At 60.4% G+C, this 25,396-nt stretch carries 18 protein-coding genes; 10 read left to right on the top strand and 8 right to left on the bottom strand.

Features of this window, described 5'->3' with window-relative positions; all coding sequences use genetic code 11:
• Window positions 1–244: 244 nt before the first annotated feature.
• The 6 genes from accC to AC07W5_RS04125 all read right to left on the bottom strand — a co-directional run bounded on the left by accC (window position 245) and on the right by AC07W5_RS04125 (window position 8,279).
• Window positions 245–1,606, bottom strand: coding sequence for an acetyl-CoA carboxylase biotin carboxylase subunit (accC, locus tag AC07W5_RS04150; RefSeq protein WP_494993516.1), 1,362 nt, complete (start codon window positions 1,604–1,606; stop codon window positions 245–247).
• Window positions 1,607–1,623: 17 nt separating this feature from the next.
• Window positions 1,624–2,085: an acetyl-CoA carboxylase biotin carboxyl carrier protein gene (gene accB / locus AC07W5_RS04145; protein ID WP_494993517.1), complete on the bottom strand. Its 462-nt coding sequence runs from the start codon at window positions 2,083–2,085 to the stop codon at window positions 1,624–1,626.
• Between the two features lie 24 nt (window positions 2,086–2,109).
• Window positions 2,110–2,565, bottom strand: a complete 456-nt coding sequence (aroQ, locus tag AC07W5_RS04140; RefSeq protein ID WP_419119014.1) for a type II 3-dehydroquinate dehydratase — start codon at window positions 2,563–2,565, stop codon at window positions 2,110–2,112.
• Window positions 2,566–2,696: 131 nt separating this feature from the next.
• Window positions 2,697–4,481 (bottom strand): protein-disulfide reductase DsbD, encoded by a 1,785-nt coding sequence (locus tag AC07W5_RS04135; RefSeq protein WP_495022834.1) that lies wholly within the window; start codon window positions 4,479–4,481, stop codon window positions 2,697–2,699.
• A gap of 113 nt (window positions 4,482–4,594) precedes the next feature.
• Window positions 4,595–5,638 carry a methyl-accepting chemotaxis protein gene (locus AC07W5_RS04130; protein ID WP_495022999.1) on the bottom strand — a complete coding sequence of 348 codons (1,044 nt, stop codon included), beginning with the start codon at window positions 5,636–5,638 and terminating at the stop codon, window positions 4,595–4,597.
• A 970-nt stretch (window positions 5,639–6,608) separates the two neighbouring features.
• A complete protein-coding gene (locus AC07W5_RS04125) occupies window positions 6,609–8,279 on the bottom strand; it encodes a diguanylate cyclase (protein ID WP_495011277.1) in 1,671 nt (556 codons plus the stop codon).
• A 290-nt stretch (window positions 8,280–8,569) separates the two neighbouring features.
• Between AC07W5_RS04125 and AC07W5_RS04120 the strand changes: the two genes are divergently transcribed.
• From AC07W5_RS04120 to speA, 4 genes are all read left to right on the top strand, one after another.
• Window positions 8,570–9,637, top strand: a complete 1,068-nt coding sequence (locus AC07W5_RS04120; protein WP_495022833.1) for a DUF2333 family protein — start codon at window positions 8,570–8,572, stop codon at window positions 9,635–9,637.
• A gap of 3 nt (window positions 9,638–9,640) precedes the next feature.
• On the top strand, window positions 9,641–10,198 hold the full coding sequence (locus tag AC07W5_RS04115; RefSeq protein ID WP_495022832.1) for an NUDIX hydrolase: 558 nt from the start codon (window positions 9,641–9,643) through the stop codon (window positions 10,196–10,198).
• A gap of 267 nt (window positions 10,199–10,465) precedes the next feature.
• Complete coding sequence (locus AC07W5_RS04110) at window positions 10,466–10,837, top strand: translation initiation factor Sui1 (protein ID WP_494993523.1); 372 nt, start codon at window positions 10,466–10,468, stop codon at window positions 10,835–10,837.
• Window positions 10,838–11,061: 224 nt separating this feature from the next.
• Window positions 11,062–12,975 carry an arginine decarboxylase gene (gene speA, locus AC07W5_RS04105; RefSeq protein ID WP_494993524.1) on the top strand — a complete coding sequence of 638 codons (1,914 nt, stop codon included), beginning with the start codon at window positions 11,062–11,064 and terminating at the stop codon, window positions 12,973–12,975.
• Between the two features lie 282 nt (window positions 12,976–13,257).
• Here the strand turns inward: speA and AC07W5_RS04100 are convergent, their stop codons facing one another.
• The gene (locus AC07W5_RS04100; protein WP_494993525.1) at window positions 13,258–14,607 is read right to left on the bottom strand and encodes an MATE family efflux transporter; all 1,350 of its coding nucleotides are present in this window, start codon (window positions 14,605–14,607) and stop codon (window positions 13,258–13,260) included.
• A 297-nt stretch (window positions 14,608–14,904) separates the two neighbouring features.
• Here AC07W5_RS04100 and AC07W5_RS04095 point away from each other — a divergent pair, with 297 nt between their 5' ends.
• Window positions 14,905–19,806, top strand: coding sequence for an alpha-2-macroglobulin family protein (locus AC07W5_RS04095; RefSeq protein ID WP_495022831.1), 4,902 nt, complete (start codon window positions 14,905–14,907; stop codon window positions 19,804–19,806).
• A gap of 105 nt (window positions 19,807–19,911) precedes the next feature.
• On the opposite strand, the gene AC07W5_RS04090 is transcribed toward AC07W5_RS04095, so the two are convergent.
• On the bottom strand, window positions 19,912–20,205 hold the full coding sequence (locus AC07W5_RS04090) for a hypothetical protein (protein WP_494993527.1): 294 nt from the start codon (window positions 20,203–20,205) through the stop codon (window positions 19,912–19,914).
• A 243-nt stretch (window positions 20,206–20,448) separates the two neighbouring features.
• On the opposite strand from AC07W5_RS04090, the gene pbpC reads away from it, so the two are divergent.
• The 5 genes from pbpC (at window position 20,449) to AC07W5_RS04065 (ending at window position 25,216) form a co-directional block, all read left to right on the top strand.
• Window positions 20,449–22,770: a peptidoglycan glycosyltransferase PbpC gene (pbpC, locus tag AC07W5_RS04085; RefSeq protein WP_495022830.1), complete on the top strand. Its 2,322-nt coding sequence runs from the start codon at window positions 20,449–20,451 to the stop codon at window positions 22,768–22,770.
• A 150-nt stretch (window positions 22,771–22,920) separates the two neighbouring features.
• Complete coding sequence (locus AC07W5_RS04080; RefSeq protein ID WP_494993529.1) at window positions 22,921–23,223, top strand: MazG-like family protein; 303 nt, start codon at window positions 22,921–22,923, stop codon at window positions 23,221–23,223.
• Window positions 23,223–23,972, top strand: coding sequence for a methyltransferase (locus tag AC07W5_RS04075; protein ID WP_494993530.1), 750 nt, complete (start codon window positions 23,223–23,225; stop codon window positions 23,970–23,972). The genes AC07W5_RS04080 and AC07W5_RS04075 overlap by 1 nt, the downstream gene beginning before the upstream one ends.
• A gap of 24 nt (window positions 23,973–23,996) precedes the next feature.
• Window positions 23,997–24,608 (top strand): DUF4136 domain-containing protein, encoded by a 612-nt coding sequence (locus AC07W5_RS04070; protein WP_495022829.1) that lies wholly within the window; start codon window positions 23,997–23,999, stop codon window positions 24,606–24,608.
• Between the two features lie 41 nt (window positions 24,609–24,649).
• Window positions 24,650–25,216 (top strand): DUF4136 domain-containing protein, encoded by a 567-nt coding sequence (locus AC07W5_RS04065; protein WP_495022828.1) that lies wholly within the window; start codon window positions 24,650–24,652, stop codon window positions 25,214–25,216.
• The last annotated feature ends 180 nt before the right edge of the window (window positions 25,217–25,396 follow it).

The following is a 25,396-nucleotide window of genomic DNA, read 5'->3' as shown; positions in this document are numbered from 1 at the left end:
GGCGGGCTGTGAGAAGCGCACAAGTTTACGCGAGGCGAGCGCAGAAGACGACAAGGGTGACGCGCGATGGGCTCTTCGCAGGAGCGAGCGGTGCGGCGATCCGGCTTGCCCGCGAAGAACGATGACGCGGTCGGCCTGAAAAACCGCGGTGCCTGAATCGCGGGCAAGCCGCGCTCCTGCAGGTGGCGTCGTATCCAGAAACAACAAAGCCGCAATCAAGCGGCTTTGTTGGTCTGGATCAAGCTTAGTGCTGCTTGGCCAGCTTGTGCTCCAGGTAGTGGATATTCACTCCACCTTCGCAGAAGCCTTCATCGCGGACCAGGTCGCGGTGCAGCGGGATATTGGTTTTGATCCCGTCGACAACGATTTCATCCAGTGCATTGCGCATACGCGCCATGGCTTCATCGCGCGTCGCCCCCCAAGTGATCAGCTTGCCGATCAGGGAGTCGTAGTTCGATGGCACCTTGTAGCCGCTGTAGAGGTGCGAGTCGACCCGTACACCGTTGCCGCCTGGAGCATGGAAGTGCTTGACCATGCCAGGGCTCGGGATAAAGGTTTTAGGGTCTTCGGCGTTGATCCGGCATTCCAGCGCGTGGCCGTGGATCTTCACATCGTCCTGGGTGTACGACAGTTTGTTGCCAGCGGCGATGCTGAGCATCTCCTTGACGATGTCGATTCCGGTGACCATTTCCGATACCGGGTGCTCTACCTGTACACGAGTGTTCATCTCGATGAAGTAGAAATGGCCATTCTCGTACAGGAACTCGAATGTGCCGGCGCCACGGTAGCCGATGTCGATGCAGGCTTTCACGCAACGAGCGAGCACTTCCTGGCGAGCCCTCTCGTCGATGCCCGGTGCCGGGGCTTCTTCGAGAACTTTCTGGTGGCGACGTTGCAGCGAGCAATCGCGGTCGCCCAGATGAATGGCGTGGCCCTGGCCGTCGGAAAGTACCTGGACTTCCACGTGACGCGGGTTGGTCAGGAACTTTTCCAGATAGACCATCGGGTTGCTGAACCAGGCAGCCGCTTCGGCGCGGGTCTGCTTGGCCGCTTCGACCAGGTCTTCTTCGCTGTGCACTTCACGCATGCCGCGACCACCGCCGCCGCCAGCGGCTTTGATGATCACCGGATAGCCGACTTCGCGACCAATGCCGATAGCGGTTTCCGGGTCTTCCGGCAGTGGGCCGTCGGAGCCCGGTACGGTCGGTACGCCGGCGCGCTTCATGGCGTCCTTGGCTGAAACCTTGTCGCCCATCAGGCGAATGGTGTCAGCTTTCGGGCCGATGAAGGCGAAGCCGGATTTTTCGACCTGTTCGGCGAAATCGGCGTTTTCCGCGAGGAAACCATAACCAGGGTGAATCGCCGTGGCGCCAGTGACTTCAGCGGCCGCGATGATTGCCGGGATGTGCAGGTAAGACAGGTTGGCAGGCGCCGGACCGATGCAAACGCTTTCGTCGGCCAGACCCAAATGCATCAGCTCTTTGTCGGCAGTCGAGTAAACCGCGACGGTCTTGATGCCCATTTCCTTGCAGGCGCGCAGGATCCGCAGGGCAATTTCACCGCGGTTGGCGATCAGGACTTTTTCCAGCTTCGCAGGTTTCAACATCGTTGGCTCTCCGCGGTTCAAACGATGGTGAACAGTGGTTGGTCGTACTCAACCGGCTGGCCGTTTTCTACCAGGATGGATTCGATCACGCCGCTGGACTCAGCCTGGATGTGGTTCATCATTTTCATCGCTTCAACGATGCAGATGGTGTCGCCTTTCTTCACGCTCTGGCCAACTTCAACGAAGGCTGGCGAAGTCGGTGCCGGGGTGCGGTAGAAGGTACCGACCATCGGGGACATAACCACAGTGCCATTGAGTTTCGGTGCTGCCGGGGCTTCAACAGCGGCCACCGGAGCAGCGGCGACTGCGGCAACCGGAGCCGGCGCGGCGGCCATAGGTGCTGGCGCGTAAAACTGTTGCGCAGGGGTTTTGCTGTGACGGCTGATCCGTACGGATTCCTCGCCTTCCTTGATCTCCAGCTCGTCGATACCGGATTCTTCCAGCAGTTCGATCAGTTTCTTAACTTTACGGATATCCATGAATCATCAACTCCCAAGGGTCGGTCAGGGGCGTTTAGCTTGTTGTTCAAGCTGTTCCAGGGCGGCCTCCAGGGCCAGTCGATAACCGCTGGCGCCAAGGCCGCAGATCACTCCCACCGCAACGTCGGAGAAGTAGGAGTGATGGCGGAAAGGTTCGCGTTTGTGCACGTTAGACAAATGCACTTCGATGAATGGGATGCTCACCGCCAGCAACGCGTCACGTAATGCGACGCTTGTATGTGTAAAAGCTGCTGGATTGATCAAAATGAAGTCCACACCCTCGCCGCGCGCGGCATGGATGCGGTCGATCAATTCGTACTCGGCGTTGCTTTGCAGGTAGAGCAAATGGTGGCCGGCATTACGGGCCCGCTGTTCCAGATCCTGATTGATCTGAGCCAGGGTTACCGCACCGTAGACCCCCGGTTCGCGGGTGCCGAGCAAGTTCAGGTTGGGTCCGTGCAGAACCAGTAAGGTCGCCATCTGCTGTTCCTTGTGATCTGTGTACAGTTGTCAGAACCCGGCGACTATGCCGCAAAGCCTTTGTGACTGTCCAGTTCTCTGCAATAGCCAGCACAATGCCCGATGTTTGCGCGAAATATATGACCACCTGATTAAATCTGGTCATTCGCTTTCGCGACACGTTCGGCGAAGTCCGCTGCATTGATCTCGCCGATCACTCTCACCTCACCCTGTTCGACGCCGTCTTTGCCGAAAAACATCAGTGCAGGCGGGCCGAACAGTTTGTAACGGTCGAGCAGGGTGCGTTGTTCGCGGTTGCTGGCGGTCATATCGAAGCGGATCAGCCGATAACCCTTGAGCCGTTCGACGACGGTGCTGTCGTTAAGCACCTCATGCTCGATGACTTTGCAGCTGATGCACCAATCGGCATACCAGTCGAGCAGCAGCGGGATGCCGGCAATTTTGGCTCCGGCGAGGGCGAGCTCCAGTTCCGCAGGCGTGTTGATGGTCTGCCATTCGCTGGCGTCTTGAGCGTGTGTGTCAATGGCTGAATTGACGGTCATTGACCGGCCGATCGGGCTCAGCGGATCGCTCTGGCCGCTGAATGCGCCATACCAGCAGGCCAGCGCATAGAACAACAGTAATAACCCCAGCAACTGCGCCAGGCGCTGTCTCGGTGCCTTGTAGATGAACTCCAGTGCGCCGAGAAACAAGCCGACACCGGCAGCCAGCAAACCGATCAACAGCAAGGTGATCTCGCCTGGAAGCACGCGACTGAGCAAGCCGACTGCCAGCCCAAGCAGCAGAATGCCAATGGCATGTTTAACGTAGATCAGCCATGGGCCGCTTTTTGGCAGCCAGGCCGCGCCACCAGTGGCGACGAGCAACAGCGGTGCGCCCATGCCCAGACCCAATACGAACAGCTTCAGCGCGCCGCCCAGTGCATCACCGCTGGCGCTTATGTAAAGCAGGGCGCCAGCCAGTGGCGCCGATACGCAGGGCGAAACCAGCAGGCTCGAAACCACGCCCAGCACTGCTGCGCCCCACAGGGAACCGCCTTCGGTGCGGTTTGCCACCCGGTCCAGGCGACTGCTGATGGCGTGCGGGAGTTTCAGTTCGAAGATGCCAAACATAGCCAGGGCAAACACCGCGAAAAACAGTGCGAACGGCACCAGCACCCAGGCTGACTGCAGACGTGCCTGCAGATTCAGTTGTGCGCCGAACATTCCCATCAGTGCGCCGAGCAAGGCAAAGCAGGCCGCCATCGGGAGCACGTAGGCCAGCGACAGATTGAAACCGCGCAAGCCACCGACCTGGCCGCGCAGTACAACGCCGGAAAGGATCGGCAGCATCGGCAGCACGCAAGGGGTGAAGGTCAGGCCAAGACCCGCGAGGAAGAACAGCGCCAGTTCGCGCCAGGTCCAGCCGGTCTGATGACGGGGCGTCGGCATATCGGTGCCGACGACTGAAGCAAACTTGCCGTCGATGCTCAGTCGCTCGGTTTCCGGCGGGTAGCACAGACCTTTATCGGCGCAGCCTTGATAGGTGACCGCCAGGGTCAAGGCGCGCTGATCGCCGGGCACGCGCGGTAGCTCTACATCGAGAATGCCGTGGTAGACCTCGACGTCGCCGAAATACTCATCATGTTTTTTCTCGCCCTGCGGCAGTTGAGCGGCGCCCAGGCCAATGTCGGCGGGCTCGCTGCGAAACTGAAAGCGATGGCGGTAGAGGTAATAACCTTCGGTGGCGACGAAGCGCAGCTTGATCGATTGCGGCGTGCTTTCAATCAGGCTCAACTGAAAGGCTTCGTGTACCGGCAGGAAGTCGGCGCTGTTATTGATCGCGCCCAGCGTCGAACTGGGACGACTGTCCAGCAATCCGGTGGCGGTCGCCGGCAGGGCGAGCAATAACAGCATCAGGCAGAGCAGGCGGCGCATAGCGATCTCGCGTATCTAACGTGTGCGCATGATAGCGGAGTGGGACTGGGTATGCAGGAGGAGGGGGGATGATCGTTCCCACGCGGGAGCGCGGGAACGATCAAAAGTGGTCTTTAAACCCTGAAGGCCTGAACGGCGGTATGCAACTGCCCGCCCAGCGCCAATAAATGTTCGCCCTGGCTGCGCCCTTCACCAATCCTCAGCAAGTTATCCCCACCCAATTGGTGAATCCGCTCACTGTGATCGCGGATTTCACTGACGGCGCCGCTCTGCTGGGCGGTGACATCGGCGATGCGAACCGCGGTGTCGGAAATGGTCTGTATCGCCCCGACGATTTCATCCAGGGCTCCGTCAGCTGCTTGTGCCTGGTTGGCTGTGGCTTCAGCGTGTTCGACCTGGGCGCGCATGCCTTCCACCGATTGTCGGGCTGCGGTCTGCAGGCCCGCGATCAGTGTCTGGATCTCTGCGGTGGCACCCGCGGTACGCTGCGCCAGTGAGCGGACTTCTTCGGCGACCACTGCAAACCCTCGACCCATCTCCCCTGCGCGAGCGGCTTCGATGGCGGCGTTCAACGCCAGCAGATTGGTCTGGTCGGCGATCGAACGGATCACTGTGAGCACGCCGCCGATGGTCGCCGACTCTTCGGCCAGGTGTTCGATCATCTGCGCGTTGCCTTGCACTTCGCCCACCAGGGCGTGCAACCCCGTGAGGCTCAAACCGATCACCTTCTGGCCATGCTCGACCGCAAGTCCGGCGTGACGGCTGGCGTCGGCGGCCTGGCTGGCATCACCGGCCACCTGCACAATGGTGGCTTCCAGTTCGCCCAATGCGTCGCGTATTTGTGCGGTATCCCCAGCCTGCCGTTCGGCACCGCTGTGCAGGCCGCTGCTCAACTCGGCCAGGGCGCGGCTGCTGCCAGCGACTTGTTCGGCGTTCTGCCGGATGGTCCCCACCAGATCAACCAGATACGCCCGCAGGCGATTCAGCGACTCTTCAATATCGTGCAGCTCGCGGTTGGTGGCGCCTAGTTGGATATTTTGGCTGAAGTCGCCTTCGGCCCAGGTCGACAAGGCCGGAGCCAGATTGGTCAGCACGCGAGCGAGCCGCCGTTGCAAGGTATCAATAAGCAACGCGATCAACAGGATCAGGCCAATCATCAGCCCCTGGATCATCCGTACTTCGCTCTGAATCTGTCCATGTTGAGCGCGGACAGCAGGCTCCAGACCAGCAATCGCCTGCTGAACGTCAGCGATCTTGAGGTGAGTGGCATCACTGAGCCCGGCGCGTTTTTGAATCTGCTCGCGAGTGCGGCTCAGTTCGGCCGGGTAACGTGTCAGCAGGCTGTTCAGTTCGCGCTTGAGGCCAATGCCAGTATCTTCTGCGGCGCTTTTTTCAGTGTTCTCCAGCCCCATCATGGAGGCGAAGTCTTCGGTATTCGATTCGCTACTGGTGGTGACGCCTAACAACGGTAGAGTCTCCAGCTGTTCAGCCTGGGAGCGGATGCTGGTCACCTCACGCTCGACGTCGGCAGCCAGTTCGCTACGACCGCTGCTGACCAGTTTGTCCCGGGCCAGCGACAGCTTGGCCAGGTGCTGTGATGCCGACAGTAGCAACGGCAAGTAACCTGCGGCAATCGGGGTATTGGCGCCGCTGGCGTACTGGCTGAGTTGTTCCAGGTTGGCGCCCAGCTCACGCTCGGCCTGCAGGAGCAGGGCTTGCGGGTCGCCGGCGAGTTTGCCGGCAGCCAGCAGGTCGGTCTTGCTGAAGCTATCCAGGCTCGAAAGGCTTGGGCGCAGGCTTTGCGCCAGCTCGGCAGGTAATTCGCCGAGCTCTGTTTGAAGCGTTTCGAGCGATTGGCTGGCGGCACTCAAGCGCAGGGCGTCGCCACTGGCCAGGTAATCTTCAACATTGCGTACCACCTGATTCTGGAACTGCTGCGACAGGCCCAAGTAGCGTTCCATCAGCACATAGGGGCGTTCCAGTGCCTGTTGCGACCACCAGAGCGTGGCGCCCAGAGCGAGACAAACGGCGACTAAAAGGAGGGTGTTGAGATTGGTCAGCAGCTTCAGGCGCATCGTGGCTCTACCAACGACAGAATGGTAAGCGCTTGAAGTTATTGCGTTTCTGTTACAGCGTTATGACTGACTCGGTGGTTTCCGATAAAAAAGTGGCACTTTGCTTTGATCGCAGAGCGGCTTGCACACGATTGCGTCCGGCGTGCTTGGCACGGTACAGCGCTTCGTCCGCCTGGCTGGCCATCATCAGGCTGTCGGAGTCCTCGCGCAGTTCTACGACGCCGGCGCTGAAGGTGCACCAGAGATCCTGAGGTTGCGCCGGATAGTGAATCTCGGCAAAGCGCTGACGGATTTCATTGAGCACGTTGTAGGCCGATTCGATATCGGTGTCGGGCATGATGATGGCGAACTCTTCGCCACCATAGCGGCCGATGAAGTCGGTCTTGCGCAGACGTTGCTTGAGGAATAGCGCCAGGCTCTTGATCACGCGGTCGCCCATGGGGTGGCCGTGGCTGTCGTTGACCCGTTTGAAGTGGTCGATGTCGAGCATGGCAAAGCTCAGCGGCTTGCTTTCGCGGCGGGCACGGAAGCTGCAGTCTTCGAGCAATTGCAGGATATGGGTATGGTTGTACAGGCCGGTCAGGCTGTCGCGAACCATCCGCGCCTTGAGATTGCGCGCCCGGGCCGCACGGTTGCGCACCGTGGTGATCAGGTGCCGCGGCTTGATCGGCTTGGTCAGGAAGTCGTCGCCACCTTCGCTCATGGCGTCGAGTTGCTTGTCCAGGTCGTTTTCGGCCGACAGATAGATGATCGGCACGCTGACATAGCGGTCATTGTGGCGGATCACCTTGGCAAGTTCCGTACCGGTGCAGGTCGGCATGTACATGTCGAGAATGATCAGGTCCGGCTGAAAGTCCGCCAGTTCAGCCATCGCTTGAATCGGCTCGATCAGGGTGCGGGTGACGATACCGGCGCTGTTGAGCAGGCGTTCGGTGTGCAATGCCTGAGCGCGCGAATCATCGATGATCAGCACTTTGTACGGTTCGTACTGGGCGACGCAGGTCAGGACTTCGATTTTCTCCAGCAGGCTCGAAGCTTCAAGGGTACCGGTCAAAAACTCCTGACCGCCGGCGCGAACGGCGGCGAGACGGGTCGGGGTATCGGTTTCGTGCAGGCTGAAGAACAGCAGTGGCAGCTTGTGCTCAAGGCCTTCCTGGGCCTCGGCTGCCAGCTGCAGGCCCATGCCGGCGCCACAAAAATCGACATCCATGACGATCGCTGCCGGAAGCCGCTCGACCAGCGAGGAGCGGAACGCCGCTACACTGTCCAGCGACTGAGCGCTGAGTCCAAAGAACTCGAGTTGTTTGGCCAGCCGCTCGGCGCGGTCGTGATCTTGCAGCATCACGTAGATCGGCTTGCGCAGCGGTGGCAGGAAGGTTTGTTCGAGTTGCTCGCCATGACGCAGGCCGGTGCGGGACAAGCGTTGCATCAGGCGATTGAGATCGGTGATCAGCCCGCTGTTCAGGCGCCCGCGGTTGGCATCCACGGCTTTCAGAGAGTGGCCGATGCTGTGCGCGAGCTGACAGTGTTCGGGCTGTTCAAACCGTTCGGCGAACCGCAGCAGGCGCAAGTTGGCCTCGGCCAGTTCGGACATATCAGTGGTCGACCATTCGCTTCGCTGCAGGCGTTGCCATATCTCAAGAATCTGACGTGCCTGATGAATCACCCGCTGGGCAAAGTGGTGCTTGAGGCGCTCACGGCTGGGGTCTTCTGGCTCGGTCATATCCTGACTACTAGTTAGGGGGCATGCTGAGATTGACTGGTGGCTCTATGCTAGCACCTCTTTTCGATTGCATGAGTGTCCTGCATCAATAAACTGCAAAGCGATGCCATTCATTTTTTGAACGACGGGTCTCATGGGTTGGTGGCTGCGCTTCATTGATAGTGACGGCTTGATGCGCGACTATTGTGCGGCGTCCTGGTTTGCGGCTGATTTAATCCGCTCGAACCGGGGCGCGATGGAGTAGGGTTGTGGTCGAACCGATGAATTCAAGTGATTGAAAGGATATAGCCATGCTGGACTGGAAGAACCGCGCAGGCAGCGCGCCTGATCGTGCCGCTGAACCTGAGTCGGCAACCCGCAGCTATTTCGGTGGTTTGCTGTTCAGCCGTGCCTTGGGCACAGTGGTGGGTTTGTACCTGCTGGTGACCCTTGTCGTGGGCTGGTACTGGAGCCAGGAACCGGCACTGTTTGCGGTTCAGCAGAATGCTCAACTGGCGGCTGAGAAGGACGGCAAGCAGATGGTCGTCGGTTACACCACGGTGGAAACCCTCAAGACTGTTGCCGGTACGCTGCTGCACAAACCTGGCGGCTACCTCTCCAATGATCGCTTTCCACCGGGCGTCTGGCTGGACGATATCCCTAGTTGGGAATATGGCGTGCTGGTACAGGTCCGCGACCTGACCCGTGCCCTGCGCAAAGACTTCGCCCGTTCGCAATCGCAGTCCGCAGAAGACGCTGATCTGGGCAAGGCCGAGCCGCGTTTCAACTTCGACAACAAAAGCTGGATGCTGCCTTCCAGTGAGTCCGAGTACCAGGAAGGCATCAACTCGCTGAGTCGCTATCAGGCGCGGCTGTCAGATCCATCGCAGAAGAACGCCCTGTTCTACGCCCGGGCCGACAACCTCAATAACTGGCTCGGTGATGTGGCCACTCGCCTGGGCTCGTTGTCGCAACGACTGTCGGCCAGCGTCGGTCGGGTCAAACTCAATACTGCGCTGAAAACCGAAGCACTGGCACCCGGTCAAGTGCCGCAGCTAGATGAAGAATTGGTGGAAACCCCTTGGCTGCAGATCGACAACGTGTTCTACGAAGCCCGCGGTCAGGCCTGGGCATTGTCCCATCTGCTGCGCGCCATCGAAGTCGACTTTGCCGACGTATTGGCCAAGAAAAACGCCACGGTCAGCGTGCGTCAGATCATTCGTGAGCTGGAAGCCTCCCAGGAGCGAGTATGGAGCCCAATGATTCTCAACGGCAGCGGCTTTGGCGTGCTGGCCAACCACTCGCTGGTCATGGCCAACTACATCTCGCGGGCCAATGCAGCGGTCATCGATTTGCGTCAACTGCTCTCCCAGGGTTGAGTCATGGTCGTTACCTCTAAAGAGGCCGCACATCGCGCGGCCTCGGATGCCGAACACATCGCCTGGGTCGATGAGCAAGACAACTTGCTTGGCGCCCTGGTCCGGTCCGATTTGCGCGAGCGTGGGCTGATCGGGCGCGGAACTTACATCATGTTGTTCAATTCGGCCGGTGAGCTGTGCGTGCATCGGCGCACCCTGAGCAAAGCTATCTATCCCGGTTATTGGGACGTGGCAGCCGGCGGCATGGTGCTGGCGACTGAGACCTATGCCGAATCGGCGGCCCGTGAACTGGAAGAAGAGCTTGGGGTCAGCGGTGTGGAATTGACTGCACATGATCACTTTTTCTTCGAAGACACTGATAATCGACTGTGGTGTTCGGCGTTCTCGGCGGTCTGGGACGGGCCATTGCGTTTGCAGCCAGAGGAAGTGCTGGAGGCGCGCTTTATGCCGATCGATCAGGTCATGCAGGAAATTCAGCAAAAGCCTTATTGCCCGGACTCTCTGGCGGCCTTGAAACGTTATCTGCGTTCACAGGGCGCAAACGTCGCAAAAGATGTATAAATTGGCGCCGATTGGCTCTTAGCAAGTGCGCTTTTTGCCGTTACACTGCGCGACCTTTTGTAGGAGCGAAGCTTGCTCGCGAAGGACGCATGAACGACACGTGCTGTCTGATGCCGCGCGTTATCGTTGACGTCCATCGCGAGCAAGCTCTGCTCCTACAAGTCTGTACCGTTTCAGTAGCGCTGCCCCTGCCTGAGTGGGGCTTCGCGGTCGATGGCACTTGCCAAAGCGCTTCGACCAGTCTTTGTCCTCCCAAGAGGATTGCCGGTGGCCAAAAAAGCCGCATCCTTCGCCGCCCTTGGTGGCCTGGTATTTTCCACCGACGCAGGTCGACATTGCCCGGACTGTAGCCAGCCGGTGGATGCCTGCATCTGCAAACAAACCGTTGTCCCTGCCGGCGACGGCATCGCTCGCGTGCGTCGCGAAAGCAAGGGCCGTGGCGGCAAGACGGTGACCACCATCACCGGCGTGCCGTTGGCCGAAGATGCCCTCAGTACGCTTGCCACGACGCTGAAAAAGCGTTGCGGCACCGGCGGCACGTTGAAAGACGGGGTCATCGAGATCCAGGGCGAGCATGTCGAGCTACTCTTGGCAGAGCTGATCAAGCTCGGTTTTAAAGCGAAGAAGTCCGGCGGCTAGCAGCCTCTGTGAAGACCACCCCGACTTGACGCAGTCCTGATCCGATACAGGTTTGCCGTCGTCTCCATGGTTTTCACAGAGCCTGTTCATGACCGGTTTCTAAACTCCGCGCGGTATGCGAGGTCTATCCCCCTCGAATACAGGCTAATCGTCATTTTCATTCTTTAGACTGCGCCAGCCTGATCTCAGGCGACGCTCTATGACTTCATTTATAGGGGACTTCGATGTCCGTACGACGCACACGCAAAGACGATGGCAGCCAATGGACAGTAGCGGACAGCCGCAGTGTTTATGGGATTCGCCATTGGGGGGCCGGGTATTTCGCGATTAGTGACGCCGGTCGCGTCGAAGTTCGTCCGAACGGCCCGAACAGCTCGCCTATCGATCTGTTCGAACAAGTCGATGAGCTGCGTAAAAGCGGCCTGTCGTTGCCGCTACTGGTGCGCTTTCCGGACATTCTGCAAGACCGCGTACGTCAGCTGACCGGCGCATTCGACGCCAACATCGAGCGTCTGGAATACCAGAGCAAGTACACCGCGCTGTACCCGATCAAGGTCAACCAGCAAGAAGCGGTGATCGAGAACATCATTGCCACCCAGGACGTGTCCATCGGCCTGGAAGCCGGCTCCAAGCCGGAACTGCTGGCGGTGTTGGCGCTGGCGCCCAAAGGCGGAACCATTGTCTGCAACGGTTACAAGGACCGTGAGTTCATTCGTCTGGCACTGATGGGCCAGAAGCTTGGTCACAACGTGTTCATCGTGATCGAGAAAGAATCCGAAGTTGAGCTGGTGATCGAAGAAGCGGCCTCGCTCAAGGTCAAACCTCAGGTCGGTCTACGGGTGCGTTTGTCTTCCCTGGCCTCGAGCAAGTGGGCTGACACCGGCGGTGAAAAATCCAAATTCGGTCTGTCTGCCGCTCAGCTGATCTCAGTGGTCGAGCGTTTCCGCGCCGCCGGTCTGGATCAGGGCATTCGCTTGCTGCACTTTCACATGGGCTCGCAGATCGCCAACCTGGCGGACTACCAGCATGGCTTCAAGGAAGCGATCCGCTATTACGGCGAATTGCGCAACCTTGGCCTGCCGGTGGATCACATCGACGTCGGCGGCGGCCTGGGCGTTGACTACGACGGTACCCACTCGCGCAATGCCAGCTCGATCAACTACGACATGGACGACTACGCCGGTGTCGTGGTCGGGATGCTCAAGGAGTTCTGCGATGCGCAGAGCCTGCCGCATCCGAACATCTTCTCCGAGAGCGGCCGTTCGCTGACCGCCCACCACGCCATGCTGGTGGTCCAGGTGACCGACGTCGAGAAGCACAACGACGACGTGCCAGTCATCGAGAACAAGGAAGAGCTGCCGGAAACCGTGCAATGGCTGGTAGACCTGCTGGGTCCGACCGACATCGAGATGGTCACCGAGACCTACTGGCGTGCCACGCACTACATGAGCGACATCGCTGCCCAGTACGCCGATGGCAAACTGACCCTGGCCGAGAAGGCTTTGGCCGAACAGTGCTACTTCGCGGTCTGCCGTCGCCTGCACAACTCGTTGAAAGCCCGTCAGCGTTCCCACCGTCAGGTGCTCGACGAACTCAACGACAAGCTCGCCGACAAGTACATCTGCAATTTCTCGGTATTCCAGAGCCTGCCGGACACCTGGGCGATTGGCCAGGTACTGCCGATTCTGCCATTGCACCGTCTCGACGAAGAGCCGCTGCGCCGTGCTGTGCTGCAAGACCTGACCTGCGACTCCGATGGCAAGATCAAGCAGTACGTCGATGAACAAAGCATCGAAACCAGCCTGCCGGTACATGCGCTGAACGACGGTGAAGATTACCTGCTGGGGATTTTCCTGGTGGGCGCCTATCAGGAAATTCTCGGTGATATGCACAACCTGTTCGGTGATACCGACTCGGTGAATATCTACCAGAATGCGGACGGCAGCGTGTATCACGCCGGTATCGAAACCCACGACACCATCGAAGACATGCTGCGTTACGTGCATTTGTCTCCGGAAGAGCTGATGACCCACTATCGGGACAAAGTCGCCTGCGCGAAGATCAGCCCGGCCGAACGCACTCAATACCTCGACGCTCTGCGTCTGGGGCTGACTCGCTCGTCTTACCTGTCTTCTTGAGGTAACAAACTGTCGCGCCAGGTTGTCTGAAAACGCACTGCAACCCGTGTGTTTTTTCAGATGGTCTGGCGCGGCATTTTTTTCAGACGTATATGGCGCAAGCCATTTGTTTTCGAAGAATCAAAGAGTGCAGGTCTTCATTTCATTTAGGCCGCTTTCTGATCTGTACCAGGCTCTCTACTCGACGATGTCTCTCAGCGAGAATCTCACGTCGCCCCCTCTGTAGAAACACGCCAATATTTGATCCAGCCAGCGAACCGTTCGTGTTCGAACTGCACCCGCTCAGCGGGCGATGACGCTAAACCAGCCATCATTCTTGCTTAAGAGCCAGGCGAAAGCGCCGAGGGTCAGGCTGCGTAGCAGCATAAACAGCAGAAACGCCAGCCACAGACCATGGTTGCCAAAGCTCTGTAGAGCCCAGGCCACCGGTAGCACGATGATCACGGTCAGCAGCATACCGTTGCGCATTTCCCTGGCACGGGTGGCGCCGATGAACAGACCGTCGAGCAAGTAGCTCCAGACCGCGATCAGCGGTAGCGCGGCGAGGTAAGGCAAGTAGCTGAACGCGGTGTCGCGCACGCTCTGGATGTTGGTCTGCATCTCGATGAACAGATGACCGGCAAACAGAAACAGCACGGCGAAGCCCAGGCTGGTCAGCAACGACCAACCGCAGGCTACCACCAGCGAACGGCGCAAGGCCTGCCGGTCATGGGCGCCGATGGCGTGACCGCACAGAGCTTCCACTGCATGGGCCAGGCCATCGAGCGCATGGGCGGTCAGTAGTAAACCGTTGAGCAGCAGAGCGTTGGCCGCGACGGTTGCGTCACCCAGCCGTGCGCCTTGCACGGTGATCAGGAAAAACACTGATTGCAGTGCCAGGCTGCGAATGAAAATGTCCCGATTGACCGCCAGCAGCGGTCGCCAGCTTTGCCACAGTGCCAGCGCCGCCCATGCAATGTGGCCGGGGTAGGCGCGCAGGGCTTTGCGGGTCATGGCCAGACCAATCAGGGTACCGGTCCATTCGGCGATGACCGAGGCCCGCGCCGCGCCGACTACACCCCACTCCAGTCCGAGGACGAACCACAGGTTCAGCGCGATGTTTACCAGGTTCGTGCTCAGCAGAATCGCCAGCGGTGCGCGGGCGTTCTGGGTGCCGAGGAACCAGCCGACCAGCGCGTAACTGGCCAGCGCTGCGGGTAGACCGAACAGCCGGGTATGGAAAAAGTCCCGGGTCATTTGGTCGAGTTCGGCGGAGGGGTGCATCAGGTTTAAAGCGACGCCGCTCAGCGGCACGGCGATGACCCCAAGCAGCAGCGCCAGGCCCATGGCCAAGAGCAAACCTTGCAGCAGGACCTGTCGAAGTGCTGCGCCGTCTTCACGCCCGGCGGCCTGGGCGGCAAAACCGGTGGAGCCCATGCGCAGAAAGCCCATCGACCAGGCCAGAAACAGATACAGGTTGGCACCGATAGCCACAGCACCGAGTTGGTGGGCGTAGGGCAGATGACCGATCACTGTGCTGTCGACCAGGGCCACCAGTGGAACGGAGATGTTCGACAGAATCATCGGCGCCGCGAGCGCCCAGACACGGCGATGGGTTGAGCGGTGGCGCCAGTCGGTGATCAGGGTGGACATGCAGGCTCCTTGAGAGAGCAGGCATTGTAGCGGCAGTTTCGGGACTCGCGCCGCCTCCTTGATCGTTCCCACGCTCTGCGTGGGAACGCCGCCATGGACGCGCAGCAATCGCCGTTGATGTGACGCGGAGCGTCACGGGATGCATTCCCACGCGGGAGCGTGGGAACGATCATCAGCAAATTCTTCAATGACCAGAACCAGCCCGCCCGGCGTCGGTCAATGTGACCGGCGCCCCAGGCGGTTTGGCATCAGTGATATATAGTTCAAGGCTACGATACTCCTGCCAATGAGTGCCCCATGCTTAACAAAGGACTGTTTCTGGCCTGTGCGTTGGCGCTGCTAAGCGCTTGCGATTCGTCGACTTCCGAAAAAGCGCCTCCCACCGCCGCGCCCCCGGCGGCGGTCACAGCGCCCACGGCCAAGGCGATTCAGGACACTGCGGTACTGAAGCAGCGCTACGCCGGCCGTGAGTTAAGCGTGGTGGACGTTTCCGAAGTTCAGCTTGATGGTGCCAGCACGCTGTCGGTGAGCTTTTCGGTGCCGCTGGACCCTGAGCAGAAGTTCGACGAAAAACTGCATCTGGTCGACAGCAAATCGGGCAAGATCGACGGTGCCTGGGAACTCTCCGACAACCTGATGGAACTGCGCCTGCGCCATCTTGAGCCCCGGCGCAAACTGGTGCTCACTGTCGATGCCGGGCTACGCGGGGTCAACGATGCCAGACTTGCCGCCGAGTACGTCAGCCGCCTGGAAACCCGTGACCTGCAACCCACCGTAGGCTTCGCCAGTCGTGGCACCTTGTTGCCGACCCGTCTGGCCGAAGGCCTGCCGGTGATCGCGCTGAATGTCGACAAGATCGACGTCGAGTTCTTCCGGATCAAACCCGAATCCCTGCCGGCGTTTCTCAGTCGGTGGGGCCGCAGCGCCAGCCTGCAAAGTTATGAATCGCGCGAACTGCTGCCGATGGCCGATCTGGTTTACGGTGGTCGCTTCGACCTGAACCCGGCGCGCAATACCCGGGAAACCCTGTTACTGCCGATCGCCGGGCTCAAGCAATTGCAACAGGCTGGTGTTTACCTGGCGGTGATGCGGGCTTCCGGCACCTATAACTACTCGCAACCGGCGACCCTCTTTACCCTCAGTGATATCGGCCTGTCGGTGCACCGTTACCAGAACCGTCTGGATGTCTTTACTCAAGCGCTGGACGGCGGTAAAGCTCTGGATGACGTCAGTCTCGAACTGCTTGATAGCGAGGGCCGGGTAGTAGGCCAGGGCAAGACCGAGAAGGGCGGCCATACCGAGTTGTCGCTGCCGAAAAAAGCCGAAGTGTTGCTGGCCCATCTGGGCGAGCAGACCAGCATGTTACGACTCAACAGCGCCGCGCTGGACCTGGCCGAGTTCGATATCGGCGGGCCACAAGCCCATCCCCTGCAGTTTTTTGTGTTTGGCCCGCGTGACCTGTATCGCCCCGGCGAAACCGTGCTGCTCAACGCCTTGCTGCGGGACAAGGACGGTAATGCCGTCAAACCGCAGCCGGTCAGCGTTGAAGTGCGTCGCCCGGATGAGCAGGTCAGTCGCAAGTTCGTCTGGGACGCCGATGCGTCCGGTCTCTATCAATACCCACTGCAACTGGCCGGTGAAGCGCCGACCGGGCGTTGGCAGCTGGTGTTCGATCTGGGTGACGGCAAGCCGCAGTTGTATGAGTTCCTCGTCGAAGACTTCCTGCCCGAGCGTCTGGCCCTTGAGCTAAAAGGCCGCGATGCCCCGATCAAGCCGGCCGATACCGCCGAAATCAGCGTCAAAGGCCGTTATCTCTATGGTGCCCCGGCCTCGGGCAATCGCCTGAGCGGCCAGGTTTATGTGCGTCCGCTGCGTGAGGCGGTCAACGCGCTACCCGGTTATCAATTCGGCTCGGTCACCGAAGCAGAGCTGAGTCAGGATCTGGATCTGGACGAGAGCACGCTGGACGCCAACGGCGAGGCAACCATCGATCTGGAAAGCAAGTGGGCCGGGGCCAGGTCGCCGCTACAACTGATCGTTCAGGCCAGCCTGCACGAGTCCGGTGGTCGCCCGATCACTCGTCGTGTGGTGCAACCGGTATGGCCGGCGGATCGTTTGCCGGGGCTGCGGGCGTTGTTTGATGGCAAAGAAACCGACGGCAACGGCCCGGTCGGGTTCGAGCTGCTGCTGGCCAACAATGAAGGTCAGAAGCTGGCGGCGGACAACCTCAAGGTACGGCTGGTGCGCGAGCGTCGTGACTACTACTGGAACTACTCGCAAAGCGATGGCTGGAGCTATCACTTCAACGAAAAATTCCTCACCCTCGATGAAGAGACCGTCAGCATAAAGGCCGGTGACACCGCGAAAGTCAGTTTTCCGGTGGAGTGGGGCCCGTATCGCGTCGAAGTCGAAGACCCGCAGACCGGACTGCTCAGCAGTCTGCGTTTCTGGGCCGGTTACCGCTCCCAGGACAACACCGAAGGGGGCGCGGTGCGACCGGATCAGGTCAAACTGGCGCTGGACAAGCCCGCCTATGGCGATGGCGACACGGCTAACGTGACAGTCACGGCGCCCGCAGCTGGCAAAGGTTATCTGCTGGTGGAGTCCAGCGACGGACCATTGTGGTGGCAGGAAATCGATGTGCCGGCCGCAGGCAAAAGCTTCGCGGTCAAGCTCGATCCGAAATGGTCGCGGCATGACCTGTATGTCAGCGCGCTGGTGATTCGTCCGGGTGAACGCAAAGCCAATGTCACCCCGAAACGCGCGGTCGGCGTGCTGCACCTGCCGCTGGATCGGACCCAGCGCAAACTCGGGGTGACCCTGAATGCACCGGAAAAGATGCGCCCCAAACAGCCGCTGACGGTGAAGATTCAGGCGAAAAATGCCGATGGCAGCATGCCGAAACACGTGCACGTGCTGCTGGCTGCGGTGGACGTGGGCATCCTCAATATCACCGAATACCCAACGCCTGACCCGTACTCCAGCCTGTTCGGTCGCAAGGCGTATGGCGCTGACCAACTGGATATCTATGGGCAACTGATTGAAGCCGGGCAGGGCCGTTTGGCCAGTCTGGCGTTCGGTGGCGACGCGGCGCTGGCCAAGGGTGGCAAGCGTCCCGACACCAGCGTGACCATCGTTGCCCTGCAAAGCGCGCCGGTGACCCTGAACGAACAGGGCGAAGGTGAAGCCAGCGTCGACATTCCGGACTTCAACGGCGAACTGCGTCTGATGGCTCAGGCCTGGACCGATGATCGCTACGGCATGGCCGAAGGCAAAACCGTGATCGCCGCGCCGCTGATTGCCGAGCTGTCGGCGCCGCGTTTCCTTGCTGGTGGTGACCAGACGAAGCTGGCGCTGGACCTGTCGAACCTCTCGGGCAAGGCACAGAATCTGACGGTGCAACTGAGTGCCGAGGGCCAACTGAGTCTGCTCGGTGACGTGACCCACAGCGTGCAACTGACTGAAGGCCAGCGCACGACGTTGCAGATTCCGGTGCAGGCACTGGGTGGCTTTGGTCAGGGCAAGGTCAAGGTGCTGGTCAACGGCCTCGACCTGCCGGGCGAGAGCTTGCCGCCGTTCACCCGCGACTGGACGCTGGGCGTGCGTCCAGCCTATCCGGCGATGCTCAAACACTACCGCGCGGTGCTCAAGGATCAGCCGTGGAACTTGCCGGAAGGTGAGCTGGCGGCTTTCGAGCCGGCCGGGCGTGAAGCCTTGCTCAGCCTGTCGAGCCGACCGCCGTTGAACCTTGGCGAACAGATCCGTGCGCTCAAGGCGTATCCGTATGGTTGCCTGGAGCAAACCACCAGCGGGCTGTATCCGTCGCTTTATGCCGATGCCGCGAGCCTTGAACGCCTCGGCCTGGAAGGCGAGCCGGATGCTGACCGCAAACGCAAGATCGAGCTGGGCATCGAGCGCCTGTTGGGCATGCAGCGCTACAACGGCAGCTTCGGTTTATGGGGGGCGAACGGTGAAGAAGAGTACTGGCTGACCGCCTACGTCACCGACTTCCTGTTGCGTGCTCGCGAGCAAGGTTTCACGGTACCGCCTGAAGCCCTGAAAAAGGCCAGCGAGCGGCTGCTGCGTTATGTGCAGGAACGTAACCTGATCGAAGTGAACTACAGCGAAAATGCCGAGCACACGCGTTTCGCGGTGCAGGCCTATGCCGGTCTGGTATTGGCCCGCAGCCAACAGGCGCCGCTGGGTGCGTTGCGCAGTCTGTTCGAGCGGCGTACCGATGCCCGCTCCGGTCTGCCGCTTGTGCAACTGTCCATTGCCTTGCAGAAAATGGGCGATCAGCCGCGTGCTGATCAGGCCTTGATCACAGGGTTGGCAGCGTCGCGCAACAGCAAGGACTGGCTCGCCGATTACGGCAGCCCGCTGCGCGATCAGGCGCTGATTCTAGCCTTGCTGGAAGAGAACGACCTGGCCAGGGGTAAGCGTGAAGAGCGTCTGTTCGAGTTGTCCGATCAACTGGCTGCCAGCCGATACCTGTCGACCCAGGAGCGCAACTCGCTGTTCCTCGCCGGCCGTGGTTTGCTGGGTAAACCCGAAGCCATCTGGAATGCGCAACTGAGCAGTGGTGGTGAAACCCGTGAGCTGAGCAATAACCAGCCTGGCCTGAAACTTGAAGGCCCGTTGCTGGCTTCGCCGCTGTCCCTCCACAACGAAGGCAAGGAGCCTGTGTATCAGCAACTGACCATCTCCGGTTATCCACAACTGGCGCCGGTAGCCGGTGGCGAGAACCTGAGCATTCGCCGCGAGTACTTGGGCATGAACGGCCAACCGTTGAACCTCAAGGCCTTGACCAGTGGTGATCTGGTGCTGGTGCACTTGGCACTCAGTGCCAAACAGCGAGTGCCGGATGCCTTGGTGGTGGATTTATTGCCGGCCGGTCTGGAGCTGGAAAACCAGAACCTGGCTCAGAGCGCTGCGAGCCTGGAAAACGCCAGTAGCAAGGTCAAGGAATGGCGGGACTCGATGCAGAACGCCCGCCTCAAGCATCAGGAATTCCGCGATGACCGCTACGTGGCGGCGATGGACCTGGACGGTTACGGCACTGCGCACCTGCTGTACCTGGCGCGGGCCGTCACCCCTGGCGCCTACCGCGTACCACCGCCGCAAGTGGAGTCGATGTACCGGCCGAACTGGCAGGCTGTGGGCGAAACAGTGCCGCAGATGGTGATCAAGGGTAGATAGCGCAGAGATTTTTGTGATCGTTCCCACGCGGAGCGTGGGAACGATCAGCGCGTAGGAAATGCCGAAGGTTCGGGCCGCGTTCGGACGATATTTTGCTCTTTGGGTTCAATGAATAATCCAGCTCAACAACCACAGCCCGAGCACCAGCCAGATGATCCCCATGATGATCGAGGCCCGCATAAAGGCGCGGATCGCCGAGTACAGCAGCATCAGGCCGATAATCAGCGCGAGGATGCTGATGATCGAGGCGTCCATGCCCAGCGCCCGGGAAAACCCCTCGATAAAATTGCTGCTGGCGTGAGTCAATGCATCGAAAAATCCACTGAGCACATCGACGATAAACCGGATGACTGAACCAAGTGCCTGGCCGAGCCATTCGGAAAAGCTTTCTACCTGCATGTATGCGTCCTGATGAAAGGGTTGGCGTCATTGCCATGCCCGGGCCTTAGGCCATTATTCGCTTTAGCGAGTTCCCTTAAAGCATAGAGGTTTGCGGGTTTGAATTTGCGATTAGTTACTGAGCGTCTGCGTTCCCTGTGGGGGCTGGCTCGCCTGCGATTGCGGCGACGCGGTGTGTCAGGTGAATTACCTTCGCGAGCAAGAACCCGGCGTCCCCCCAGGCTCCGGCAGGGGCCGCGCTGGATGAGATTTTTGCGTAGGGTTCTGGTTGCTGTACTGCTGTTGATCGCACTGCTCTGGCTCGCCGACCGCATCTGGCCGTTGCCCTTGCCCCAAGACGATCTGGCGCGTGTGGTGCTGGCCGAAGACGGCACGCCGCTGTGGCGGTTCGCCGATGCCAATGGCGTATGGCGCTACCCGGTGGAGCCCCATCAGGTTTCGCCGTATTACCTCCAAGCGCTGCTGACCTACGAAGATCGCTGGTTTTATCAGCACCCCGGCGTTAATCCCTTGGCGCTGGGGCGCGCCGTATGGCAGAACCTCTCTGGCGGGCGCGTGCTGTCGGGGGGCAGCACATTGTCGATGCAGGTCGCGCGCCAGCTTGATCCGCACACGCGAACGCTGCTCGGCAAACTGCGGCAACTCTGGCGCACCGCGCAACTGGAATGGCATCTGTCCAAGGATCAAATCCTCAGCCTGTATCTCAATCGCGCGCCGTTCGGCGGTACGCTGCAAGGCGTGGCGGCGGCCAGTTGGGCATACCTTGGCAAGTCGCCGCAGCAACTGACTCACGCCGAAGCTGCACTGCTGGCGGTCCTGCCGCAGGCACCGAGCCGCTTGCGCCCGGACCGTCACCCGGCGCGAGCCCAAGTGGCACGGGATAAAGTCTTGCGGCGGCTGGCACAGTTCCATGTCTGGCCGCAATCAGCGGTGAACGAAGCACTGGAAGAGCCCTTGCTGCTGGCGCCACGCCTGGAACCGAGCCTCGCGCCGTTGCTGGCGCGAAGGTTGAATCGCCCGGACAGCCCGCCGCTGATCCGCACCACCCTGGATGCTACTTTGCAGCGACGTCTTGAGGACCTGCTGCTGGGCTGGCGCGCGCGCTTGCCGGAGCATACGTCCGCAGCGATTCTGGTGGTCGAAGAAGAGACCATGGCGGTGCGCGCCTACCTTGGCTCGGTGGACATCAACGACACACGGCGCTTTGGTCATGTGGACATGATCAGCGCCATGCGCTCGCCCGGTTCGACCCTAAAACCCTTCCTGTATGGCATGGCCATGGATGCCGGGCTGATCCATTCCGAATCCCTGCTGCAGGACGTGCCGCGGCGTTACGGCGATTACCGGCCGGGCAACTTTTCCATGGGCTTCAGCGGTGCGGTGTCGGCCAGTAGCGCGCTTGCGATGTCGCTGAATCTGCCCGCGGTGCAGTTGCTCGAAGCCTACGGGCCGAAACGTTTCGCCGCCCGGATGCGCATCGGCGGCGTGCCGCTGACGCTGCCGGCGTTGGCCGAGCCGAACCTGGCGTTGATTTTGGGCGGGGCTGGTAGTCGTCTGGAGGATCTGGTCAGTGGTTACAGTGCTTTCGCCCGTGGTGGCAAGAGCGCCAATATTCGTTTGCAACCGGACGATGTGCTGTATGAGCGGCCGTTGCTGTCGCCGGGCTCGGCGTGGATCGTGCGGCGGATCCTCAGCGGTCAGGCGCGGCCGGATCGCGATCCGCTTGCCGAGTTGGTGCAGCGCCCGGTGCTGGCCTGGAAAACCGGCACCAGCTACGGTTTTCGCGATGCCTGGGCGATTGGCGTCGGCCCACGGTACTTGATCGGCACCTGGATCGGCCGCCCGGACGGCACCCCGGTGCCGGGGCAGTTTGGTCTGGCCTCGGCAGCGCCACTGATGCTGCAAGTGCACGACCTGCTGATCAACCGCGACAGTCAGCGGGGAATCACCGTGCCGGCGCAACCGGTGCCGATGAACGTCGGGGTAGCGGCGATCTGTTGGCCATTGGGTCAGCCCATGAACCGTAACGATCCCAATTGTCGGCGCCAGCGTTTCGCCTGGACCCTGGACGGCACCACCCCGCCAACCTTGCAGGCACTTGATCAACCACTGGGTGTCGGTTTGCTGGAAAAAATCTGGGTTAACGCCAAGGGCCTGCGGGTCGACGTCAAATGCCCAGGGGCGCAGGCTCGTGATATTGCGTTGTGGCCAGCACCGCTGGAACCGTGGTTGCCGAGGGTGGAGCGTCGCGAAGCGCGTTTGCCGGCCAACGACCCTGAGTGCCCGGGGCCGATGCTGTCAGCCGCGTCGCCATTATCGATTGTCGGCGTGCACGAAGGCGATCAACTGCGCCGCCCGGCCGCCAGCCAGGAACTGCTGCGATTGGAGCTTTCAGCCTTGGGCGGCAGCGGTCGACGATGGTGGTTTATCAATGGCGCACCGCTGGGTGACAGCGCCAGTCAAGACAGCATCAACGCGACCTTTGATCAGCTCGGCCGCTACCAGCTCAGCGTGCTCGACGAGGGCGGGCAGACCGCACAGGTCGAATTCAGTGTTGTTGATTAGTCCGTCATCGCGAGCGAGCTTGCTCCGAAAGGTTATGCGCTGTTCTTGCAGGAGCGAGCTTGCTCGCGATCTGTCGCGAAGCGACAGCAATGCCCGGTACTTGCCTTCACTCGCCATCCACCCGAAGCTATACGCCTTCAGGAGAGCCCGATGAACCTTGACGAACTGACCGAACGCCTACACTCCATCCGCGACCGTAACGACTGGCGCCAATTCCATAGCCCGAAAAACCTGGCCATGGCCGCCAGTGTGGAAATGGCTGAACTGGTGGAAATATTCCAGTGGCTCAGCGAGGATCAGTCGCGGCAGTTGCCTGCCGAAAAACTTGCCCATGCCGGTCAGGAAGTGGGCGACATAGTGCTTTATCTATTGTTGTTGTGCAGCGAGTTGGGGCTGGACATGGAACAGGTCGTGCGCAGCAAGCTGGCAGACAGCGAACGGAGATTCAGCTAATGAGCGACCGTCATTTCGATCAGTTGGCGACCCGTTTCGCCGAGAAAATCTACGGTGGTGCCAAAGGCGCGATTCGCCTCGCGGTGCTCCAGGCCGATCTGGCCGAGGCCCTGCCGGACCGCCCATTGCGGGTGCTGGATATCGGTGCCGGTCTTGGTCACATGTCCCTGTGGCTGGCCGAGCGTGGGCATCAGGTGACACTGGCCGAGCCTGCCGAGCCGATGCTCGAAGGCGCGCGCCAGCGTTTCGCCGAGGCGGGTCAAACCGCGACCTTCATTCAGGCACCGTGGCAGGAATTGCTCGGCCAGCTCACCGAGCCTTACGACCTGGTGCTTTGCCACGCGGTGCTGGAATGGCTGGCCGAGCCCCACGCGATCCTGCCGGTGCTGCATCAGCTTACGACCCAGGAAGGCTGGCTATCGCTGGCGTTCTACAACCGTGATGCGTTGATTTATCGCAACTTGCTCAAGGGCCACTTCCGCAAGATGCGCAAGAACAACATGGCCGGTGAAAAGCAGAGCCTGACGCCTCAGCAGCCGCTTGATCCACGTGAATTGGCAGTGCAACTCGAAGGTCTGTGGCAGGTCGAAACTCAGAGCGGGGTGCGGGTTTTCCACGACTATATGCCGGTGGAATTCCAGGCACGCGCCGAATTGCTGGATTTGCTGGAAATGGAGCTGGCTCATCGTCGTCACCCAAGCTTTGCCGGACTTGGGCGTTATTTGCATTGGATCTGCCGTCCGGTTTAAGCGGTCCCGTCAGTGGAGAGCGAAATGAAACGCCGCGTTGGATCAGTCGTGCTGTGGTGCTCGCTGTACTTGAGCCTGGTCGCTTGCCAGGGCAACAATCCTTATGTCGCCAGCTCTAACCCGATTCCGCCCGCACCGCCACAAGCCGCCAATACTTTCGACCGCAGCGCCTATCCGGCGCCGCAACGGGATTACGGTCGCTATCGCAACTGGGCCTGGCTCAACGGGCGTTTGCCCGCCGGCTCGGCTTGGGCCGACTCAGCGCAGATTGCTGAAGCGGTCAGCAATGCTCTTGACCAACGCGGTTTGCGCCCGCTGCGTGACAACCGTCCGGCGGACCTGTGGGTCAGCGCCGACGTGCATCTGGAGAAACGACTGCGTCAGGTGCAGGACGACTACGGCTACGGCGGTTATAACCGATATGGCAATGGCTACGGTATGTACAACACGGTGCCGGTCGTGCGCACGTATGAGGTGCAAGTGATGGTCGTGCGGGTCGACTTGTTTGACGCCGGCAGCGGTCAGCCGGTGTGGAGCTCCAGTGCCGAAACCAGTAGCCAGGGCAGTCTCAGCGAGCGTGCCGATGCATTGCGCAAAGCTGTGGAAAAGGCCCTTTCGGCGTATCCTCCTGGTTAGCGACACGTCGTCAGGTTCATGTCTTCGACCGGAGAAAAATCATGTTCCGCCGTCTCGTTTTACTGGCTTTGGTTGCGTTGCTCGGCGCTTGCGCTTCCAGCCAGGTCAACCACGACTTCGATGCCAGCCGAGACTTCGCCGCCTATCGCAGCTGGAGCTGGAAAGAACCCGCCCTGCAATACCGCCCCGATGATCCACGGATCAAAAGTGACCTGACCGAGCAGCGCATCCGCCAGGCGATCAGCGATCAATTGGATCAGCGTGGTCTGCGTCCGGCTGCCACTGGTACCAAGGGCGATCTCAAGGTGCAGGCTTACCTGATCGTCGAAAACCGTCAGCAACAAGTGACCACCAGTTACGGCGGCGGCGGCGGCGCCTGGGGTCGCCCATGGAATGGTTATTGGGGCGGGCCGATGTACAACGAAACCCGCAATGTCACCTACAAGGTCGCGACCATTCAGATCGACCTGCTCGATGGCAAGGACGGCAAGCTTGTCTGGAGAGGCAGTGACGAGCAAATGCTCAGCCGCACGCCGGAGCCGGCAGACCGCAGCGCCGCTATACGGGTAACAGTGGGCAGGATTTTGGCGAATTATCCGCCGAGGTAAGGACCTTTTCATCAGAAGCCAGGTAATGTCAGTCGGTTAAGCAATTGGTTTTGCGCAATACCCTGCTGTCGCAGCCTGCGGCAGCGGCTGCAGGGAACTTCGCCTCCCCCGGGGATTACCTACTGGAGGAAGCGCTCGGCACTGCGCCGGCAAAGGAGTGCTCGATGTCCCATTCGGGTG

The sequence above is a fragment of the Pseudomonas sp. GW821-FHT01E05 genome, assembly GCF_059422425.1.
The sequence above is the reverse complement of the archived record's forward strand: the minus strand, read 5'-3'. Positions and strand labels throughout refer to the sequence as shown.

Bases quoted from the DNA above. Each gene is read 5' to 3' on its own strand.
- AC07W5_RS04125 (WP_495011277.1), bottom strand. From the start codon at position 8,279: ATGACCGAGCCAGAAGACCCCAGCCGTGAGCGCCTCAAGCACCACTTT.
- AC07W5_RS04070 (WP_495022829.1), top strand. From the start codon at position 23,997: ATGAAACGCCGCGTTGGATCAGTCGTGCTGTGGTGCTCGCTGTACTTG.
- AC07W5_RS04100 (WP_494993525.1), bottom strand. From the start codon at position 14,607: ATGTCCACCCTGATCACCGACTGGCGCCACCGCTCAACCCATCGCCGT.
- accB (WP_494993517.1), bottom strand. From the start codon at position 2,085: ATGGATATCCGTAAAGTTAAGAAACTGATCGAACTGCTGGAAGAATCC.
- AC07W5_RS04065 (WP_495022828.1), top strand. From the start codon at position 24,650: ATGTTCCGCCGTCTCGTTTTACTGGCTTTGGTTGCGTTGCTCGGCGCT.
- AC07W5_RS04095 (WP_495022831.1), top strand. From the start codon at position 14,905: ATGCTTAACAAAGGACTGTTTCTGGCCTGTGCGTTGGCGCTGCTAAGC.
- speA (WP_494993524.1), top strand. From the start codon at position 11,062: ATGTCCGTACGACGCACACGCAAAGACGATGGCAGCCAATGGACAGTA.
- aroQ (WP_419119014.1), bottom strand. From the start codon at position 2,565: ATGGCGACCTTACTGGTTCTGCACGGACCCAACCTGAACTTGCTCGGC.
- AC07W5_RS04130 (WP_495022999.1), bottom strand. From the start codon at position 5,638: ATGATTGGCCTGATCCTGTTGATCGCGTTGCTTATTGATACCTTGCAA.
- AC07W5_RS04075 (WP_494993530.1), top strand. From the start codon at position 23,223: ATGAGCGACCGTCATTTCGATCAGTTGGCGACCCGTTTCGCCGAGAAA.
- AC07W5_RS04090 (WP_494993527.1), bottom strand. From the start codon at position 20,205: ATGCAGGTAGAAAGCTTTTCCGAATGGCTCGGCCAGGCACTTGGTTCA.
- accC (WP_494993516.1), bottom strand. From the start codon at position 1,606: ATGTTGAAACCTGCGAAGCTGGAAAAAGTCCTGATCGCCAACCGCGGT.
- AC07W5_RS04135 (WP_495022834.1), bottom strand. From the start codon at position 4,481: ATGCGCCGCCTGCTCTGCCTGATGCTGTTATTGCTCGCCCTGCCGGCG.
- AC07W5_RS04115 (WP_495022832.1), top strand. From the start codon at position 9,641: ATGGTCGTTACCTCTAAAGAGGCCGCACATCGCGCGGCCTCGGATGCC.
- AC07W5_RS04120 (WP_495022833.1), top strand. From the start codon at position 8,570: ATGCTGGACTGGAAGAACCGCGCAGGCAGCGCGCCTGATCGTGCCGCT.
- pbpC (WP_495022830.1), top strand. From the start codon at position 20,449: ATGAGATTTTTGCGTAGGGTTCTGGTTGCTGTACTGCTGTTGATCGCA.
- AC07W5_RS04080 (WP_494993529.1), top strand. From the start codon at position 22,921: ATGAACCTTGACGAACTGACCGAACGCCTACACTCCATCCGCGACCGT.